Source organism: Bacillus sp. 1NLA3E (assembly GCF_000242895.2).
Lineage (GTDB): Bacteria > Bacillota > Bacilli > Bacillales > Cytobacillaceae > Bacillus_BU.
Genome location: NC_021171.1, coordinates 2255188 through 2272898, shown reverse-complemented (window position 1 = coordinate 2272898; position 17711 = coordinate 2255188). Strand labels below are relative to the sequence as shown.

Genomic DNA, 17711 nt, shown 5'->3' with positions numbered 1-17711 from the left:
TTACCAAGCATAAGTTCGTCTGCAATAAATAGTAGACATTATCACAATGACACTGTAATAGTATAACGATTAACAACTAAAATGTCAACCTCAACGAAATAGAAATACCTAATCTCTTAAATATGATTCCTTCATACTAAAAGATTTTCATATTTTCCAAGAGTTCTTAAATAATATATCACCCTATTACTTGAATGTCAATTTCTACGATTGACCACATTAACATTTCCATGCCTCTTCTTTTTAGAAGGATGGTTTCTAAAAGATAGGTGTTTTTAAACGAGTTTTGAATGGCATACCTTTGAAAATAAACCACACTTCTCTTTTGAAAAATAGCAACAAAGGTTACGAAGACAGCCTTTTAGAATAATCAAGCCAAATTTCCTCTCGGATCATTCCATTTATAGTAGAAGAAAGGCGAAACTATAGAGAGGGATTAATAGTAAAAATTAATCATTTTTCGCATCGCTTCAAAATTAGACATATTTCAACATTGACAAATAGAATAATGTCTGATTATGCGCTTTCCCAAGAAATAAAAGCTGGGAAAGTCAGTACTTTCCAAGCCTTTATTAATATTATTTATTCACAGCATCTTCAAATGGCGCGTAAAAAACACCTTTTGGGGCTAAATAGTCATTTTCCTGCTCCCTTATTTCCCCTTCCACTTCGTATTCCCCTGGTGGAAAATAATCAAAAAGTCCTGATGTACTATGGAAAAGAATAAAATTCTCATTGAGTTCTTCCATTAGTTCTCTGTATCCATCATAATCAACGATTTCATAATCTTGATCCAACTCAAAATTTTCCTTTATCGCCTCAATAAATTCTTCGTGATTGTTAGTGGCCAAATAGATATCTACATCCAGACAATCTAAACATAAAAGGATTTCTTCCCCTTTTACGTTTTCATAAGACTTTATAACAATTCCCATTAATATTTTATAAATTTTCTCAGCATTAATTAGTGGTCTTTTTGTGTTTAACATTCGTTCTCCCTCCAGTGGGATCAGTAAAAATATAAAGCTAATAGCATCCACCCTATTTTCTAACCAAAAAAAATTAATGTCAATAAAAAATAGCCCTATTTATTAGGGCTACTCGTTAAAAAATATTTGTATTATTACGTTCTATTAATTAGATGTACATTTTACGAATCCTTTCAAGGTCTTCAATTAATCCGCTAACCTCGTTTTGCGATAGTTTAATGGGCATTTGATCATATAAAGTGACAATCTGACCATCCTCTTCATCTGAATGGCTTTTCAAATAATAATACAAACTACTAGTTTGTTTCTCATTTAAAACGGTTTGAGTGGAAAATTGCTTAATTTTCATGACTGAAAATTTATTAATATCTTGGTCAAAATTACCTGAAATTATTTGTCCATTTAATAAGTTCATATCCCCACTCCTTTCAGACTATTTATTAGTATACCCAATAACAAATATTACTAACTTATTTTTAGATACAATATTAGCTATTGAACTACCCCTCCATAACACCCTTACGGGTTGTTTGAAGAAGGGGATTCCTAAGAACACCAGTGTATCCACCAGTTATTGATTAGGCGATCCCCGCAGTCCCTGCGGTTAGAAGTCTTAGGGCTTCGTTTTTAAGATTGATTCCTGCGTTAATATCTCGATTATGATAGGTATGACATTTAGGGCATTCCCATTCACGTAATCCGAGATTTTTAACGTCTTTGTTTTTGTAGCCACAACCAGAACAAAGCTGACTACTAGCGAAGTTTTTTGAAACGGTTACCACTTGTCTGTTGTTCCATTTAGCTTTGTATTCGATCATATATTTGAATTGTGACCAAGATACTTCGCTGATTGCTTTAGCAAGATGGTGGTTCTTTAACATGTTCGATACGGACAAGTCTTCCATCCCAATAATGTCGTGGTTTTTGACAATCTTGGAAGAAATCTTGTCCAAATAATCTTTTCTTGAATTCACAATTTTTTCATGAATACATGCGACTTTTCTTTTGGCTTTATACCAGTTCGCACCCCCTATCTTTCGTCTGCTCATAACTCTTTGCGCATGGACTAATTTTTCTTCTAATGAACGAAAAAACTTCGGATTAGGGTAAATCGTTCCATCCGAAAGAATAGCGAAATCTTTCAGTCCTACATCAATACCAATTGCTGAATTGGTTTTAAGTAATGCAATAACTTCCGATTCAGTAGCTAAAGAAACAAAATATTTACCAGAGGGGTTTCTTCTGATTGTGGCACTTATAATACGACCTTTGACTTCACGACTTTTTGCAAAACGGACGTACCCTAGTTTGGGGAGTTTGATGTGGTTGTCTATGATAGCTATATTTCCGTTTGTATACTTTGTTGTATAAGATTGCACTGGATTCTTTTTTGACTTAAAGCGTGGTTGTTTATTTTGCTTTTTGTAGTAGCGACCATAGGAATCAGCTAAATTTTCTACTGATTTTTGCAAAGCAATACTATCGACTTCTTTCAAAAACGAGTACTGTTTCTTCAGTTCAGGAAGCGATTTCACTGTTTCAAATTTGTTTAAGAATTTGCCTTTCCAGTTATTCGCTGTGAGTTGACCGTTTTGTCTCATTTCTTCGACGATATACCAGTAAGCATCTTTTTCTTTTTGTTTACCAAGAAAGAAATTGAAAACAAATCTTGAACAGCCAATGGTTTTGTTTATCTGTTCAATTTGTTTTTTATTTGGGTAGATGCGGAACTTGTAAGCCTTGTTTACTAGCATATATTTCACCTCGCCGAACAGGAACATTTGTTCCTATTATAACACAAGGAAGAAAGTTTTGGCTATCGCCAACCGACATTCATCCCCTCCCTACTCATTGGGCTTCACCCTTCACATTCCTTGAGGGAGGGGTATTCTGTCGGAAGGATGATAAAAATGTTTGCCATAACGTTTAAAAAGAGGGTACCTAGGTTGCAGTACCCTCTTTTTAACATAGATCTTACTGAAGGAACTGTCCAAACTGTGGTTGATACGCTGGTATTTTAAACGATTGATTCGTTAATGATTGCGGTATTGTTGTTTCAGAAGCTGTTTGGCCCACGAATTCCCGCTCCATTTGATTGCAAACCTCTATCAATTCTTGACACTTTTGAATCGATTTTTCATGACTTTGCAAGTTTTGCTGAATAAATTGAGCTGTCTGCCTCTCCCTTTGTACCAACTGTTCAAGCATTTGTGCATTTCGTTGCTCCTGTTGCAGCATATGATTGTACATTTGATTACCCTGCTGTGTTTGTTGAATAAGTTGCTAAGCCATTTGGCGGCATTGGTTAATATGCATTGAAATATGTTGTTGCATCGTTTGCATTATTTTCACCTCCAGTTTTTTAATTATGACTGTAATCCATTATGAAAAAGATTAGGGTCTGGCGCTTCTTGATATTGATTTAAGACATCGTCCTGATTTGCTAACTTTGGAACTTGGTAATATCCTCTAACATTCATATATTGAAAAATTTCATAGGCCTGATCGGCACAATTTTTCACACCTTGTAAGAGCCCCTCTCTTAAGCTTAAATCTGCACATTCTAGTGAGGATGTTAATTTCTTTTCCGCCAATGTCTTATGCAAGTTCAACATACCTGATGCAATATCAGAATCCGTTAACTGGCGAAGAAAAGGTTTTGGATAAGATTGTATTGGCTGATCCAGCCCATATCTGGGCTCAAAATCCAACGTTGAATCTTTTTGTTCATTATGTTCAACGATTTCAGAATGTACGTTCGTTATATTTACTAGTTGATTATATTCGTTAGTCATAAATTGTGTTTGATGCTTTATGATCCTTTTCAGTTCTTGATCACGAATATGCGGTTCATATAAATGGAACAGGTTCAAAACGTTAATAGAATGACATAAAACCTCATGTAACTCTAATACCTCATGTGCTCCAAGTTGATGATAAGTCATATTAATCCCCTTTAGTAAGCCAATTTAGAATTAAGGAAATTCCAAACTTATATTCGCCCTCTTTTGAGAAACTTATTCTATGTGAATTTTGCCAAATTGGAAAAGAAGAACGGTCATACTTTGTTAGAAGTGGCATATTTCAGTACTATCCGCCAATAATAAGAAATGAATATTAACGGAATGAGGTGCATTATAATGAAGTTATGTTATCTTTCAAAAATTGTCTATATCTGTTTGGCTATATTCCTATTTGCTTACCCATCTCAAGTTGCAAACGGCACTACCATCAGTATTGAGCAAAAACCGATTCCTCCCTATGCAAAATGGGGACGACTTGCAATGAAGGAAACAAAAACTAGGTATCCTAAAGCCGAAATTGTTGATTACTTGCATATAGGAAGAATTACAAAACCCGATGAAACCATTGAGAAATTTAAACTTTGGTTAATTGAGGACAATAAAGAATTCGGTGTTTATATTACAATTGTATTTGAAACAAAAACTGAAAAAATCAAAAAAATTTCTTTCAAAGAAACTATAAAATGACCAGTCAATTCCTCTACCTTCAATTGATAAACTTCAAAACCACTCCTTCATTATCTTATAAGACCATTAAAAAAGTTGACAAAGAAATAGCTAGCCAATACACTTTAGATTGGTTTTGGAGCATTATTTTTTTGAAATGATTTATTTATTATCTTATTGAAGGAGAAATCACATGGTAAATGAGGAATCAAATTTAAAACTTGTTGTGGCCGGATTATTACTTGGAATCCTAATGTCAGCGATGGATAATACGATTGTTGCTACAGCAATGGGGACAATTGTGGCAGACCTGGGTGGGTTCGACAAATTTGTCTGGGTTACTTCAGCCTATATGGTCGCAGTAATGGCAGGAATGCCGATTTTTGGAAAGCTATCAGATATGTATGGAAGGAAACGGTTTTATGTTTTCGGATTAATTGTCTTCCTTTTAGGCTCCGCATTATGTGGAATCGCACAGAGTATGGTTCAACTAAGTGTTTTTCGTGCGATTCAAGGAATTGGTGGTGGTGCACTGCTTCCAATTGCTTTTACAATTGTTTTTGATGTGTTCCCTCCAGAAAGACGAGGAAAAATGACTGGTCTTCTCGGGGCTACATTTGGAGTTGCAAGTGTCTTAGGTCCACTTTTAGGAGCTTATATTACTGAATATATTAGCTGGCATTGGGTTTTTTACATAAACGTTCCTATCGGGATCGCTTCATTATTCTTGATTCTTCGCAATTATATAGAATCCCCTCAGCATAAAAAGCAAAGAATTGACTGGGTTGGAGCAATTACATTGGTCATTGCCATCGTAAGCCTAATGTTTGCCCTTGAATTGGGTGGCAAGGAGTACGATTGGACGTCCATTCAAATTATTGGATTATTAAGCAGCTTCGCTCTTTTCTTTATCGTTTTTATTATCGCAGAAACAAAAGCACAAGAGCCGATTATTTCATTTTGGATGTTTAAAAGTAGATTGTTTGCCACCTCACAAATTCTCGCATTTTTATACGGGGCTACCTTCGTTATTCTTGCTGTGTTTATCCCTATTTTTGTACAAGCTGTTTACGGTGGTACAGCATCAAACGCTGGATTAATTCTTACACCGATGATGTTAGGATCTGTTGCCGGTAGCGCCATTGGAGGGATTTTCCAGACTAAAACCACTTTCAGGAAATTAATGTCTATTTCAGTTGTTGCCTATTTTGCTGGAATGTATTTACTTGGAACTTTAACACCTGATACAGCCCGCTGGCTTTTAACTCTTTATATGATTATGGTAGGTTTTGGGATGGGATTTTCATTTTCACTTTTACCCACTGCCTCAATTCATAATTTAGATCCACGCTATCGTGGTTCTGCAAACTCAACGAACTCCTTTTTACGGTCATTGGGTATGACTTTGGGAGTTACGATATTTGGAACAATCCAACACAACGTCTTTACTGATAAGCTTAAGGAGGCTTTTAAAGGCTTGCAAGGAGCCGGTGGTCAAGGTGGATCTGGCATGTTTAATATGAATGACCCACAACAAATATTCCAAGCCGACCAACGTGCAGAAATTCCTGGATTTATTTTAGACAAAATAGTCAATGCTATGTCAGACTCGATAACATCCATTTTTATGCTAGCATTAATTCCAGTTGTTCTTTCAGCCATTACCATCGTATTTATGGGAAATGCACGAATAGAAATTGGTAAAAAGGGTGACGCTAACCACCGTTCTTAATCATGAACACCGGATATTTTTTCCGGTGTTTTTTTCATTATGCGCAAATATTATTGAATATTTCCCACTATATCCGACAAAATAGAATGAAAACATATGACAAACGACAAAAATAGGTTGGTTAACTGATAAAACAGGAAAAATTTGTCGAGCATATGTTCTTGATATTCCCTTTATCAGGATCATATAATAGTAACAATATCTTTTAAGTTCCACGATTTCTATTTCCTTAAAAGACATCTTCTCTTACTTTAGCCAATCTAAAGTAACCCTTTAGTACCTGTTTTAGCCTTAGTTGTATTCCTCAACTACTGCGGTAATCTTTCCGCAATCCAAACTGCTTAGAAGGTCTTCTTCTATTCAAAAAATCTTTCAAATCTATCTTTAATAAAAAATGATGAAGGGAGCAATTTATTATGATTAAGGTAACGGTGACAATTAATTATCTTGGTAAGAATTATTTAACAAATGTTTTAACAGATAAAGAGGAAAAAGAAGATGTAATTAAACAAGTCGCGTTTGAACAAGTTAAAAGACAGTGGTCTCATTAAAAATGAAAATCACTAAAAAACCACATCGTTTCACTCCCCCACATTTTCGAAACCTTTAAAGAATAATCAGCCATGCCTCGTTAAAGAATAAGGGGGAGGAGGCATATGATTAATGATTTTACTGAATGATATATACAGTGCTCAAGAAAAAATGCAAGGAATGATTCATAAAACCCCTCTTGATTATTCCAAAACTTTTAGTTCTATTGCCAAAAATGAAATCTATTTAAAACTAGAAAATCTCCAAAAAACAGGATCCTTTAAAGTTAGAGGGTCCTTTAATAAAATGAGTTCCCTTAAAAAAGAAGAAATAAGTAAAGGCGTGATTGCCGCCTCCGCTGGAAACCATGCACAAGGAGTAGCATTTTCAAGCCATTTATTAAATATTCCATGTACGATTGTTATGCCCAAAGGTGCACCACTAAGTAAAATTCAAGCGACGAGACATTATGGTGCAGAGGTTGAATTATACGGCTCGGTTTTTGATGAGGCATTAGACTATGCCCTTGAATTAAAAGATAAAACTGGAGCAGCTTTTGTCCATCCCTTTGATGATCACCTCGTTATTGCGGGACAAGGAACGGTTGGCCTTGAAATACTCGATCAACTACCTGAAGTAGAAGTTGTGGTCTGCCCAGTTGGTGGTGGTGGATTGATAGCAGGACTTGCCCTAGCTATTAAAGAAATGAAGCCATCAGTAAAAATCTATGGCGTTGAGGCACTTGCCTGTCCTAGCATGAAACAATCATTACATGAGAATAAAGTAGTATCCATTAATTCAATGCCTACCATGGCCGATGGGATTGCCGTAAAAAAACCCGGTGAGCTTACCTTCCAAATCGTTCAAAAATACGTTGATGAGATATTCTGTGTTGACGAAATGGAAATAGCAAGAACAATGCTAATGATTCTTGAACGAAATAAACTTCTCGTTGAAGGGTCAGGAGCTAGCTCACTAGCTTCTCTTCTGTATCAAAAAATTCCTATTGAAGGAAAAAAAGCAGTTGCAGTAATAAGCGGTGGAAATGTTGATGTTAGTTTTATTTCACGCATTATTGAACGTGGAATGGTTGAAGCAGGAAGGTTTGTTCATTTCGGTCTCTCACTTAAAGACAAGCCAGGTGAACTCGAAAAACTTCTTGGTATCATTACATTATTAGAGGCAAATGTATTGAACCTCTCACTCGAGCACATGGGTGAAAAAATTTATCCAGGTTACGCAGTTCTACAATTATCCTTGGAAACCAAAAATCATACCCATGTTGAACACATCTTTAAAGAACTGATTAACAAAGGATACGAAATTATCCAGTGATTCTTTCCATTTCTAATTATTAGGCTGTGTTATATTAGAATGTTGATTTCCGCTCCAGGTGCTCGCTTTCCGCGGGGCGGGCGGTGAGCCTCCTCGGCGCTAAGCGCCTGCGGGGTCTCACCTGTCCCGCTGCTCCCGCAGGAGTCGAGGACCTTCCTCTCCAATCAACATTGTGCCAAAAATCAACGAGCTTTAACACAGCCAATTATGAAAGAAACCCGCCGGTTAACCCCAATGGCGGGTTTCTTTCATTTATAAGAATGAATCCAACCCAAACACATATATTGTATGATTACAGCTTTTTCCCGAAAGGAGAAGGAATGGATTGAACCACATCTGGGGAGTTGACTCGGCGGCAACAGTGGACAAAGAATTATATGAATGTGTTTTAAATCAATTTGGCAAGCCATTATTTTGGGGAAGATATTTAGTTACAGTTCCAAATGCTGCGAACGGATTAACGAGAGACGAAATTTCTTTACTTAGAAATAGCGGAACGAAAATCATGCCAATATATAGCAACTTTACACATGCAACGGGGGAACGTCAGGGAAGAACTGTTGCAAAGAATATGATTTACCACGCAAAGAGACTCGGGTTTCCTAAGGGAAAAATCCTATTTGCATATATTGAAAGAAATTTTGCTGTTGATGCAGCATGGATCAACGGGTATATCAATACGATGTATACTAATGACTATAAAGCGGGAATCTACTTTGATCCGATAAAAAAAATTTTCCAACAAGGATACTGTGAGGCAATTTCAAAAAATAGTGATCTTGGAAACCAAGTCGTTTTATGGAGCGCAAGACCTGAAACTGGGGTCTCAAGGGCTAGAAACGCCCCAAGGTTTAGGCCATCAAAACCTCCCTGTCAATCCAATGTTTGGGGCTGGCAATATGGAAGAGACGACAAGGAGTATCAAATCGATACTAATCTAATTAATCTAAGATTATTTGATCTTTTATGGTGAAATATAATAAGTTTTCATTTTTATATTCTTGAATACTAGGGATCCTATTGAATGGCTACCGATATAAACCGGTAAGCCCTTTTTTAGTTATCAGCTCCTTCACAGTTGGTGATCAAAAATACTACGATTACCAGTTTGACTATGCTATTCTATAACCATATTAATGATTTACATTACATTTATTTGGGATTAATACAAAATGTTAGGAGTTTCAGCTATGAAAGATTATGAAATATTATTCTTAGATATGGACGGCACAATATTGCGACCAGACCATACTATTGAAGAATCAACAATCACTGCAATTAACGAAATGAAAAAGAAAGGAATCGAAGTCGTTTTGGCGACTGGCAGACCTCTTCACGAAATATTGGACACAGCCAAAGAACTGAAAATCGACTCTTTTATCGCCTACAATGGTGCGTTCGCCATTTATAAAGGACAGGAAGTTTTCAAGGAATATATGAAACATGAGATCGTAACGGAATACTTAAGTGTTGCCGAAAATAAAAATCATGATTTGATTTTTTACACAAGGACTAATAACCTCCCTACCAATTTGGAGTCTCCACGGGTTAAAGATTTTTTAAATGAATTTGATCTTAGAAAGAACAAATTATTCACCACAAATATCATGAATGATATATTAGCCATGACTGTGATTACGAATGAACAAAGCGAACGGATCTATTATCCTAAGTTTGATGGAATCTTTTTATCACCAGTCAACGTGGCAGGAATGCACCACTGCTTTGATGTTATTATGGAAAATGTCAATAAAGGGGTCGCGGTTCAATCCATGTTGGAGCATTTGAACATTCCACGAGAGCATTCTATTGCGTTTGGGGATGGTCTTAACGATAAAGAAATGATTTCTTTCGTCGGGGAAGGTTTTGCGATGGGAAATGGACATCCTGATTTATTTTCCTATGCGAAACATACTACTTCAACTGTTAATGACTCTGGGATTTATAATGGATTAAAATCGTTAGGCTTGCTTAAATAAATATTTTTTAACTTAACCAAGGAACCGATTAACGCCTCCTTGGTTTTTCATTTTATCGATTAATTCCCTATAAACATTGGTGGACGTTTTTCTAAAAGAGCTCGTACCCCTTCTTGGTAATCTTTAGTTTGGAGCAATACAGTTTGGACCATATTTTCATTCATAAGTGCTACATCAAAATTACTTGAACCAGCTCGGTTTAATAAGTGTTTAACATATTTATTGCAAAGTGGTGCTCCATTAATTATGAATTTTGAAAAATCAACAGCTTCCTGAAGAACGTTATGATCTGCAATTCGATTAATCATCCCGTTTGAAAACGCTTCTTCAGCAGTTATGATTTTTCCAGATGAAATCCACTCTTTTGCAATGGCCAAAGGAACATGATCTACTAAATGTTTTGTAAGTCCTAAATCAGGTATTAACCCTAACTTAGCAAAGCTTAAAGAAAATTTTGAAGATCTTTCTGCAACAACAAAATCTGAAGCAAGGGCGATACTGAAACCAGCTCCTGCAGCATAACCACGAACAGCTGTCACTACATATTTATCAAGATCGACAATCGTTTTTGTTAGTGATGAAATCATTTCAATATATTTAGATATTTCGCTGGCACCTTCTAGTTCCTTCATTAATTCAATATCTCCACCTGCACAAAATGAACTACCTTCTCCAGAAAGAATGATCACCTTTACCTCAGGATCGTCCTCTGCAACTCTTAAAGCATCAATCACCCCTGCGACGAGACCTTCGGAAAGAGCATTTAGTTTATTAGGGCGGTTCATGATGATATGTCCAATTTGGTTTTCCACTCTGTAAATAACTGGTACTGACATTCCATTCTCTCCCTTCCATTTTTTTAAAATAGATTTTAAGGCCAAGGTCCTCTGAGGTGTTTTAGCTCCATCGAGTAAATCTAGGTTAAGAATATTTGATATAGATTAATTTCCATGAATGATTTCTATTTCCTTTTGAATTTTCATTGTATTTTTTACAATTTTATGTCAAATATTTCCACCGTCTATACGTTCATTACTGTTCTTTCGTAACTGAACATGTATATATATATTCACCTTAGGAAGAACTAAAAAAAAATAGTCCAAAGGTGCTTTTGGCATCCATTCGACTATTAATGATGGAAAGTGATCACAATTACATAAGTACCCTTTTCTTGAAAAACGGTCTACATCTATCTATAGGAACGAGATTAACCCTGCAGTCTATGCAACGATTACAATATCTTCAGGACGAAATCGCCATCGTTCATCAAAATATTGATTAAACAAGAAATTCCCCAAACAAAAATGGATTGTTTATCTTTTCATATTCATCATTAATTTATAACGGTCACCTCGATAAGTGGACTTAACAACTTCAAACGGAGTTCCATCCTCTAGAAAGGTATGACGTTGAATAAGCAAGACAGGTGACCCTGTTTTAATCATCAAATATTTTGCTTCTTTTTTGTCAGCAATGGATGATTCAATCACTTGCGAGGCACTTGCTATTCTTAACTTTGCTGTTTTTTCAATGAATTGATACAATGATTTCTCTGCAATCTCTTCGGTTAATCCCTTAACAAGGTTTGCAGAAACATAGGTCGATTCAATCGCCATTGGCATTTCATCAGCAAAGCGAATTCGCTTAATCTCATAAACCGCTCCATGCTCTCCAATCCCCAATAAGCTAGAAATCTGTTGGTCTGACGGGATAATAGAAAAACTAATTAACTTGCTACTCGGCTCCATGCCTCTTGCCTTCATATCCTCGGTAAAACTCGTTAAACCTTGTAAGGCTTGTTCTATTTTCCGTTCTGCAACAAAGGTTCCTTTTCCTCTAATACGGCTTAGAAGACCCTTATTTACTAGATTGGAAATTGCCTGTCTAACTGTCATTCGACTGACTTTAAATTCCTCCGCATATTCACGTTCTGATGGAATAATATCCCCGTATTTTAGTTTCCCCGTTTCAACTGTGCTTTTAATTATTTCTTCTATTTGAAAATATATTGGAACCGGGGAATTTTTATCGATCATGAACTGTTCTCCTCTCAAATAACTACCCTAATCTTTGATAGTTCATTCCATTTGCAATAATAGTAACACACGATACATTTTTAAGGCAGATGCGGGAAAAGTTTCACTTATGCCTCATTAATCAGCTGACTAATGCTTCACTTTTTGTATCACCTGAAACAAGAAGCTGATAATCTAAAATCCGATAATTTTCATATGTTGATCTCTCCTTTTTTAAAAGCAATTTTCCCTTTACAAATCGTCATAAATACATCCAAATTTCCGTCCAAAATTACCATGTCTGCGTCCTTACCAGTTGAAATGCTACCCAATCTTTCAAATAAACCCAATTCCTTAGCTGGATTTTCAGAGACCATTTTGATTGCGCTCTCTATTGTACAACCTGTAAATGCCAGAATATTTTTGAAGGCATTCCCCATTTTTAAGACACTTCCTGCTAAAGTTCCACGCTTTAAGGTAGCCTTTCCATCTGCTACTGTCACTTCTTGGCCACCAAGATCATAAACCCCGTTTTTCATACTTTTTGCACGCATTGCGTCGGTTATTAAAATGAGACGTTGGTCTGTGACCTGTTGGAAAGCAAGCTTCACTATTTCTGGCCGAATATGGATTCCATCAACGATTATTTCAGCTCTTAGTTCATCTCGTAGAAATGTAGCTCCCACTATACCAGGTTCACGGTGATGCAACCCCCTCATTTGATTAAATAAATGAGTGACTTGTTTTGCACCGGCTTCTATTGCCTGATCTATTTCCTCATAGTTTGCATTCGAGTGACCAATGGATACGACTACACCATTTTCATTTAAATAACGAATCAATTCCATGCCGCCCTTTGCCTCTGGAGCCATGGTAACTAGTTTAATTGTTTGCTGGGAATGATCCTGCCATCGTTTAAATAATGAAACATCCGGTTCTATGATGTGATGTATGGGTTGAGCTCCAGCCATGTCTTTATTTATAAAAGGACCTTCAAGATGAATTCCCAAAACTTCTGCATGTCCTTCTTTTTGGAAATGTGTAATGTAGTCCCCGGCATTTTGGATTGCTTCTTCGATTAAAGACTTATCTTGTGTCATTGTTGTTGCCAGAAAACTAGTGGTCCCTTCCTTTGTAAGGGCAGCTGAAATGGTATCAAGTGCACCACATGTTCCATCCATCGAGTCTGCCCCATCTGCACCATGTATGTGAATATCGATCATTCCAGGAATGACAGAATAATTTCCCGGAAGTGGAATTTCCTTATAATTTTCTTCTTCTGTTAACTTACTATTTTCGCCTATCTCAATTATTTTTCCGTTTTTGATCTTTATATATCCTGAATTATAAGTCGCATTTTCTGCATAAATTTTGATGTTTCTGAGCAAAATCATATTTACTTTATCCATGACTTTAGTCTCCTTCTTTTCGTTAATTTTATGATATTACTAGATTAATATAGTTGTCTATACCAGATGGAGAAAAAACGTTGATTATAAGCTGTTATCTTAGTGTTAAAATTTTCTCGTTTGTGAGATGTTAATATTTACGTTTATTGTGGTATAGACATCTATAACATTAAACAGGCAGTGATGACCCTATCCATCACTGCGACATCACTTTTTTCATTTTTGGTTAAGATCTAGTTTGTATATTCCAAAGCCTTGATCATCAGTTTGATTGGAATAAGCGATTTTACTGCTTGGATTTATGTACAATGACCCGCGGGGCGAAGAAATAAATATCACGTTTACGGTTTTATTAATGGGTGCAATCGACCAATTGTTATCTGTGGTTGGAGTTATTTCGTTTACTTCCTTGATATAGTTCATGAGCACTTGCCAGTTTTCATCAGCCGAATCAACCACTAGTTCACTCCCCTTTACCCCGGGAAAATTACCGCCTCCTCCGGCACGATAATTGTTTGTTACGATAATAAACTCTTGGTTCAAATCAACTGGCTTACCATTGTAGATAAACTTACTTATCCGACTTGAATTGGAATTAATTACATTCCCGTTAGAATCATATTTAGCAGGTTTGGTTACATCAATTTGGTACTGAACACCATCGATTACATCAAAATTAAAGGAAGGGAATTTTGGATTATGTAAAAATTGAGGTTCGGTTTTTAAAGGGTCAATCTGATTAAATTTTCCGGCCGACATTTCTAGCCATTCCTTTACAACCTTACCCTTCACCTTAATTGCTTTTAAGGTATTATCATATAAATATAAGTTGGCAGCACTGCGGATGGTTAAATCCCCTTTTTTAATTTCGGTATAATCCTCTACGCCATTTCGACCAGCTTTAAATGGAGCACAAACAGATAATATAGGCATATTTTTAAGTTCTGGTTTTTCTTTATCAATATATTTTTTGATCTGCCATTTTTGAGCATTTGTCACAATTTGAATAGAAGGGTCATCCTGAACCAATGCAAAATAGCTATGGATATCTTTAGTTGTTCTGCCAATGGAAGTATCCACATAATTTATCACCTCATTGTGCTCCCCAATTACTGCATTTACAATCGCTTTATCGGGTGTTACGACACTTTCTGCCTTCATGATTCCAGTAGTTGGATCTGTAACATCTTTCCAAATTTGGCGAGTAAATGACTTTGATCCAACTACCCTCCATTTTCCTTTCACTTTGTTTAGGTCTAGGTCAATGATTCCTAATGATCCCCCACCAAAACCACCTTGAACCACTGGAACTCCGTTAATCGTTCCTATTTCATAATTGACTCCAGGCCAGGGAGTTTTATCCGGGCCCAGAAACATTTCGCCAAGAGTTTTTCCTGATTTTTCTGGAAACAACTTATGAGTATGGGCGAAGGTGATAGCATCAATTCCAGTAACTTCACTTAAAGCATAAACAACATTCTCAGTATCATCTTTATTACCACTAAAGCCGGTGTGTGCCAAGGCAACGATTAGATCGGCACCCTTTTTTTGGATCTCTGGGATGAATTTTTTTGCCGTTGTTACTATATCTTTCACGATAACTTTTCCTTGAAGATTGGCTTTATCCCAATCATTTGTTTGTGGTGGGACAAAGCCGATATAGCCCATCTTCAAAATGTGTTTCTTGCCTTTCTCATCTATAACTTTTTTCTTGATAATCTTATAGGGCTGGAACTTATTCTTGTCATTATTTTGGTTTTTATCATGGTCATCTAAATAGACATTGGCATTTATATAAGGAAAATTTGCATCATTATAAGCTTCCTCGAGATATTCTAAACCATAGTTAAACTCGTGATTCCCTAATGTCGCCACATCATATTTCATTATATTCATCGCTTTAAATATTGGATGGACTTCCCCAGGTTTTAAAGGATTAATCTTTGCTTTATACATTCCGAGTGGTGTTCCTTGAATTAAGTCACCATTATCAACAAGAACACTGTTTTTTACTTCATTTCGAGCATTCTTCACTAGGGTAGCCGTCTTTGCTAAACCAACTTTTAGATAGGGAGCATTTTGATAATAATCATAGCTCATCAGATTAGCATGAACATCAGTTGTTTCCATAATTCGAAGCTTCAATAATGGAGTGGCAGATTCGAGATCTTTTTTAGTGTAATTGCTTTCCTTATCGGTTTCTACTTCTTTTGCTAATATGTTGGAGGAAAAGGTGGTTCCCAAAACTAAACCTATAGAAAACGAAGTAAATAGGAGTTTTAATACATGATGATGTTTGTCTCTCTTTTTCATAAAAAGATCTCTCCTTCAGCATTTAAAGGTATCAGTTCATTAATGGTGAAAAACAAATTTGCATTCTTGAAGGATAAATTCCTTTTTATTCTTTCCAATTTTGTTATCAAAATCCTCGATAATTCTGTTTTCTATTCCACGTAATTGTGTTAACCTAAAATATATATAGGTTTACATAAAAATAAAAAATATGAATAATGGAGGTGGCGGAGTTTGTTTTTACGAGGGCATCATCTACTTTGTGTTCAGGGCTTTCGAGGAATGGGATATAGCGATGAATTCGTCACTAATATGACAGAAATCGTAAACGATATCAGAAATGATGAGCTTGATTTTTCGGTCAAGGTTCTGGCAGGCTTTGACAACGCTTGTATAGCATGTCCCCATCAAGGCGAACGAATATGTGAGGCTAATGAGGGTTCACAAAAACATGTATTATCAATGGACAAAAAGGTTATTAATCATCTTAACTTAATGGAAGGGAAAAATTATCAAAAATCGGAGCTTATATCACTTGTGGCCACAAAAGTTGAACCTGATGATTTAGACTACCTTTGTAAAGGTTGTTCCTGGCTTCAATATGGTGTTTGTAAAGAAGGCATCAAGGAAATGAAAGAAAAATATCAGCATTTAGAAAAAAAACCAGCCTTTCTTTAATTAGAAAGACTGGCTTTTTTGTCTTTTTATTTACGAATTTGTCCATTACCATAAATATAATACTTACTTGAGGTTAAGGCTGGCAACCCCATTGGCCCTCGAGCATGAAGTTTTTGTGTACTAATTCCGATTTCGGCTCCGTACCCAAATTCAAAGCCATCTGTAAAACGAGTCGAAGCATTATGATAAACTGCAGCAGCATCTACCTTTGTTAAAAACAATGCTGCATGTGCCTCGTTTTCAGTGATAATTGCTTCTGAATGGCTCGTTCCGTATCGATTAATATGATTAATCGCTTCCTCAACATCTTTGACGACCTTTACACTTATTTTAAGAGCTAAATATTCTGTACACCAATCCTCTTCTGTCGCAAGTTTGGCTGAGGAAATGGTCTGGCAAACTTCTTCATCTCCAAAAATTTCTACCGAATGATTTTGCAGTGTTTTCAGCAGCTTTTCACCATGTTTTTGAAACCAGTTTTCCTGGATCAATATTGTTTCAATTGCATTGCAGACTGATGGACGCTGTGTTTTTCCATTAATGGCAATTTGTTCAGCCATTTCCGGATCAGCAGTTTCGTCTATAAAAATATGACAATTTCCAGCTCCTGTTTCTAATACTGGAACAGATGATTCTCGAACGACGGTATCAATTAGGTTTTTTCCACCTCTTGGAATCAAGACATCTAAATACTCATTTAAATGGAACAATTCCTTAGCAGTTTCCCTACTTGTATCTTCAATCAACTGGACTGCATCGATTGGGAGATCAGTCCTTTCCAATGCTCGATGAATTGAATTAACAAGGGCTTGATTGGAATAACGAGCCGATGAACTTCCTCGAAGAATTACGGCATTTCCTGTTTTTAAAGACAAGGTCGCTGCATCAATTGTGACATTTGGTCTTGCTTCATAAATCATCCCAATAACCCCGATTGGAACTCGCCGTTTCTTAATCAGTAACCCGTTTTCTTTTTCGATTGATTCTAGTGTTTCTCCAATTGGGTCATTTAACTTGATTAATAGTCGAATAGCCTCTGCCATATCAGAAATGCGCTTTTCGTTCAATAGAATACGGTCAAGGACAGATTCATTAAAACCAGCCTTTTCCCCTTGCTCCAAGTCTTTTCCATTTTCGGAGATTAGATAATCCTTATCAACTAATAATTGCTGGGCGATTTTTTCTAATGCATCATTCTTTTGCTCTGTGGTAACTCCAATTAACGCAAAACTTGCTGCTTTGGCAGCTTTTCCTTTTCTTTGAATCTCAGTCATATTATTC

At 36.2% G+C, this 17711-nt stretch carries 18 protein-coding genes; 8 read left to right on the top strand and 10 right to left on the bottom strand.

What is annotated here, in order from left to right; translation table 11 throughout:
• Window positions 1–578: 578 nt before the first annotated feature.
• From B1NLA3E_RS10865 to B1NLA3E_RS10845, 5 genes are all read right to left on the bottom strand, one after another.
• A complete protein-coding gene (locus tag B1NLA3E_RS10865) occupies window positions 579–989 on the bottom strand; it encodes a hypothetical protein (protein ID WP_015593891.1) in 411 nt (136 codons plus the stop codon).
• 148 nt (window positions 990–1137) lie between these two features.
• Complete coding sequence (locus tag B1NLA3E_RS10860; RefSeq protein WP_015593890.1) at window positions 1138–1404, bottom strand: hypothetical protein; 267 nt, start codon at window positions 1402–1404, stop codon at window positions 1138–1140.
• Window positions 1405–1567: 163 nt separating this feature from the next.
• Entirely contained in the window at window positions 1568–2743 is a 1176-nt protein-coding gene (gene tnpB, locus B1NLA3E_RS10855; RefSeq protein WP_015593889.1) for an IS200/IS605 family element RNA-guided endonuclease TnpB, read from the bottom strand.
• Window positions 2744–2963: 220 nt separating this feature from the next.
• On the bottom strand, window positions 2964–3239 hold the full coding sequence (locus B1NLA3E_RS10850; RefSeq protein ID WP_015593888.1) for a hypothetical protein: 276 nt from the start codon (window positions 3237–3239) through the stop codon (window positions 2964–2966).
• Window positions 3240–3355: 116 nt separating this feature from the next.
• Complete coding sequence (locus B1NLA3E_RS10845; RefSeq protein ID WP_015593887.1) at window positions 3356–3934, bottom strand: spore coat protein; 579 nt, start codon at window positions 3932–3934, stop codon at window positions 3356–3358.
• 195 nt (window positions 3935–4129) lie between these two features.
• On the opposite strand from B1NLA3E_RS10845, the gene B1NLA3E_RS10840 reads away from it, so the two are divergent.
• The 6 genes from B1NLA3E_RS10840 (at window position 4130) to B1NLA3E_RS10810 (ending at window position 10036) form a co-directional block, all read left to right on the top strand.
• Complete coding sequence (locus B1NLA3E_RS10840) at window positions 4130–4480, top strand: YqzG/YhdC family protein (RefSeq protein ID WP_015593886.1); 351 nt, start codon at window positions 4130–4132, stop codon at window positions 4478–4480.
• 172 nt (window positions 4481–4652) lie between these two features.
• The gene (locus B1NLA3E_RS10835) at window positions 4653–6191 is read left to right on the top strand and encodes an MDR family MFS transporter (protein WP_015593885.1); all 1539 of its coding nucleotides are present in this window, start codon (window positions 4653–4655) and stop codon (window positions 6189–6191) included.
• Between the two features lie 416 nt (window positions 6192–6607).
• Window positions 6608–6742, top strand: coding sequence for a BA3454 family stress response protein (locus tag B1NLA3E_RS10825; protein ID WP_041580459.1), 135 nt, complete (start codon window positions 6608–6610; stop codon window positions 6740–6742).
• A 112-nt stretch (window positions 6743–6854) separates the two neighbouring features.
• On the top strand, window positions 6855–8057 hold the full coding sequence (gene ilvA / locus B1NLA3E_RS10820; protein ID WP_015593884.1) for a threonine ammonia-lyase: 1203 nt from the start codon (window positions 6855–6857) through the stop codon (window positions 8055–8057).
• Between the two features lie 325 nt (window positions 8058–8382).
• Window positions 8383–9030 carry a glycoside hydrolase domain-containing protein gene (locus B1NLA3E_RS10815; RefSeq protein ID WP_015593883.1) on the top strand — a complete coding sequence of 216 codons (648 nt, stop codon included), beginning with the start codon at window positions 8383–8385 and terminating at the stop codon, window positions 9028–9030.
• A 217-nt stretch (window positions 9031–9247) separates the two neighbouring features.
• Complete coding sequence (locus B1NLA3E_RS10810; protein ID WP_015593882.1) at window positions 9248–10036, top strand: Cof-type HAD-IIB family hydrolase; 789 nt, start codon at window positions 9248–9250, stop codon at window positions 10034–10036.
• Window positions 10037–10095: 59 nt separating this feature from the next.
• On the opposite strand, the gene B1NLA3E_RS10805 is transcribed toward B1NLA3E_RS10810, so the two are convergent.
• A complete protein-coding gene (locus tag B1NLA3E_RS10805) occupies window positions 10096–10872 on the bottom strand; it encodes an enoyl-CoA hydratase/isomerase family protein (RefSeq protein ID WP_144061461.1) in 777 nt (258 codons plus the stop codon).
• A gap of 275 nt (window positions 10873–11147) precedes the next feature.
• Between B1NLA3E_RS10805 and B1NLA3E_RS25295 the strand changes: the two genes are divergently transcribed.
• Window positions 11148–11318 (top strand): hypothetical protein, encoded by a 171-nt coding sequence (locus B1NLA3E_RS25295; protein WP_187292172.1) that lies wholly within the window; start codon window positions 11148–11150, stop codon window positions 11316–11318.
• A gap of 31 nt (window positions 11319–11349) precedes the next feature.
• Here B1NLA3E_RS25295 and B1NLA3E_RS10800 read toward each other — a convergent pair whose 3' ends face one another.
• From B1NLA3E_RS10800 to B1NLA3E_RS10790, 3 genes are all read right to left on the bottom strand, one after another.
• Window positions 11350–12072: a GntR family transcriptional regulator gene (locus B1NLA3E_RS10800; RefSeq protein WP_015593880.1), complete on the bottom strand. Its 723-nt coding sequence runs from the start codon at window positions 12070–12072 to the stop codon at window positions 11350–11352.
• 191 nt (window positions 12073–12263) lie between these two features.
• Window positions 12264–13460 (bottom strand): N-acetylglucosamine-6-phosphate deacetylase, encoded by a 1197-nt coding sequence (gene nagA, locus B1NLA3E_RS10795; protein WP_015593879.1) that lies wholly within the window; start codon window positions 13458–13460, stop codon window positions 12264–12266.
• A gap of 216 nt (window positions 13461–13676) precedes the next feature.
• A complete protein-coding gene (locus tag B1NLA3E_RS10790; RefSeq protein ID WP_015593878.1) occupies window positions 13677–15773 on the bottom strand; it encodes a bifunctional 2',3'-cyclic-nucleotide 2'-phosphodiesterase/3'-nucleotidase in 2097 nt (698 codons plus the stop codon).
• A 261-nt stretch (window positions 15774–16034) separates the two neighbouring features.
• Here B1NLA3E_RS10790 and B1NLA3E_RS10785 point away from each other — a divergent pair, with 261 nt between their 5' ends.
• Window positions 16035–16430 carry a DUF1284 domain-containing protein gene (locus B1NLA3E_RS10785; RefSeq protein ID WP_051120210.1) on the top strand — a complete coding sequence of 132 codons (396 nt, stop codon included), beginning with the start codon at window positions 16035–16037 and terminating at the stop codon, window positions 16428–16430.
• 26 nt (window positions 16431–16456) lie between these two features.
• Here the strand turns inward: B1NLA3E_RS10785 and B1NLA3E_RS10780 are convergent, their stop codons facing one another.
• The gene (locus B1NLA3E_RS10780) at window positions 16457–17704 is read right to left on the bottom strand and encodes a glutamate-5-semialdehyde dehydrogenase (RefSeq protein WP_015593876.1); all 1248 of its coding nucleotides are present in this window, start codon (window positions 17702–17704) and stop codon (window positions 16457–16459) included.
• Between the last annotated feature and the right edge of the window lie 7 nt (window positions 17705–17711).

Coding starts and splice junctions, on each gene's coding strand:
- B1NLA3E_RS10865 (WP_015593891.1), bottom strand. CDS start 989: ATGTTAAACACAAAAAGACCACTAATTAATGCTGAGAAAATTTATAAA.
- B1NLA3E_RS10860 (WP_015593890.1), bottom strand. CDS start 1,404: ATGAACTTATTAAATGGACAAATAATTTCAGGTAATTTTGACCAAGAT.
- tnpB (WP_015593889.1), bottom strand. CDS start 2,743: ATGCTAGTAAACAAGGCTTACAAGTTCCGCATCTACCCAAATAAAAAA.
- B1NLA3E_RS10850 (WP_015593888.1), bottom strand. CDS start 3,239: ATGTACAATCATATGCTGCAACAGGAGCAACGAAATGCACAAATGCTT.
- B1NLA3E_RS10845 (WP_015593887.1), bottom strand. CDS start 3,934: ATGACTTATCATCAACTTGGAGCACATGAGGTATTAGAGTTACATGAG.
- B1NLA3E_RS10840 (WP_015593886.1), top strand. CDS start 4,130: ATGAAGTTATGTTATCTTTCAAAAATTGTCTATATCTGTTTGGCTATA.
- B1NLA3E_RS10835 (WP_015593885.1), top strand. CDS start 4,653: ATGGTAAATGAGGAATCAAATTTAAAACTTGTTGTGGCCGGATTATTA.
- B1NLA3E_RS10825 (WP_041580459.1), top strand. CDS start 6,608: ATGATTAAGGTAACGGTGACAATTAATTATCTTGGTAAGAATTATTTA.
- ilvA (WP_015593884.1), top strand. CDS start 6,855: ATGATTTTACTGAATGATATATACAGTGCTCAAGAAAAAATGCAAGGA.
- B1NLA3E_RS10810 (WP_015593882.1), top strand. CDS start 9,248: ATGAAAGATTATGAAATATTATTCTTAGATATGGACGGCACAATATTG.
- B1NLA3E_RS10805 (WP_144061461.1), bottom strand. CDS start 10,872: ATGTCAGTACCAGTTATTTACAGAGTGGAAAACCAAATTGGACATATC.
- B1NLA3E_RS10800 (WP_015593880.1), bottom strand. CDS start 12,072: ATGATCGATAAAAATTCCCCGGTTCCAATATATTTTCAAATAGAAGAA.
- nagA (WP_015593879.1), bottom strand. CDS start 13,460: ATGGATAAAGTAAATATGATTTTGCTCAGAAACATCAAAATTTATGCA.
- B1NLA3E_RS10790 (WP_015593878.1), bottom strand. CDS start 15,773: ATGAAAAAGAGAGACAAACATCATCATGTATTAAAACTCCTATTTACT.
- B1NLA3E_RS10785 (WP_051120210.1), top strand. CDS start 16,035: ATGGGATATAGCGATGAATTCGTCACTAATATGACAGAAATCGTAAAC.
- B1NLA3E_RS10780 (WP_015593876.1), bottom strand. CDS start 17,704: ATGACTGAGATTCAAAGAAAAGGAAAAGCTGCCAAAGCAGCAAGTTTT.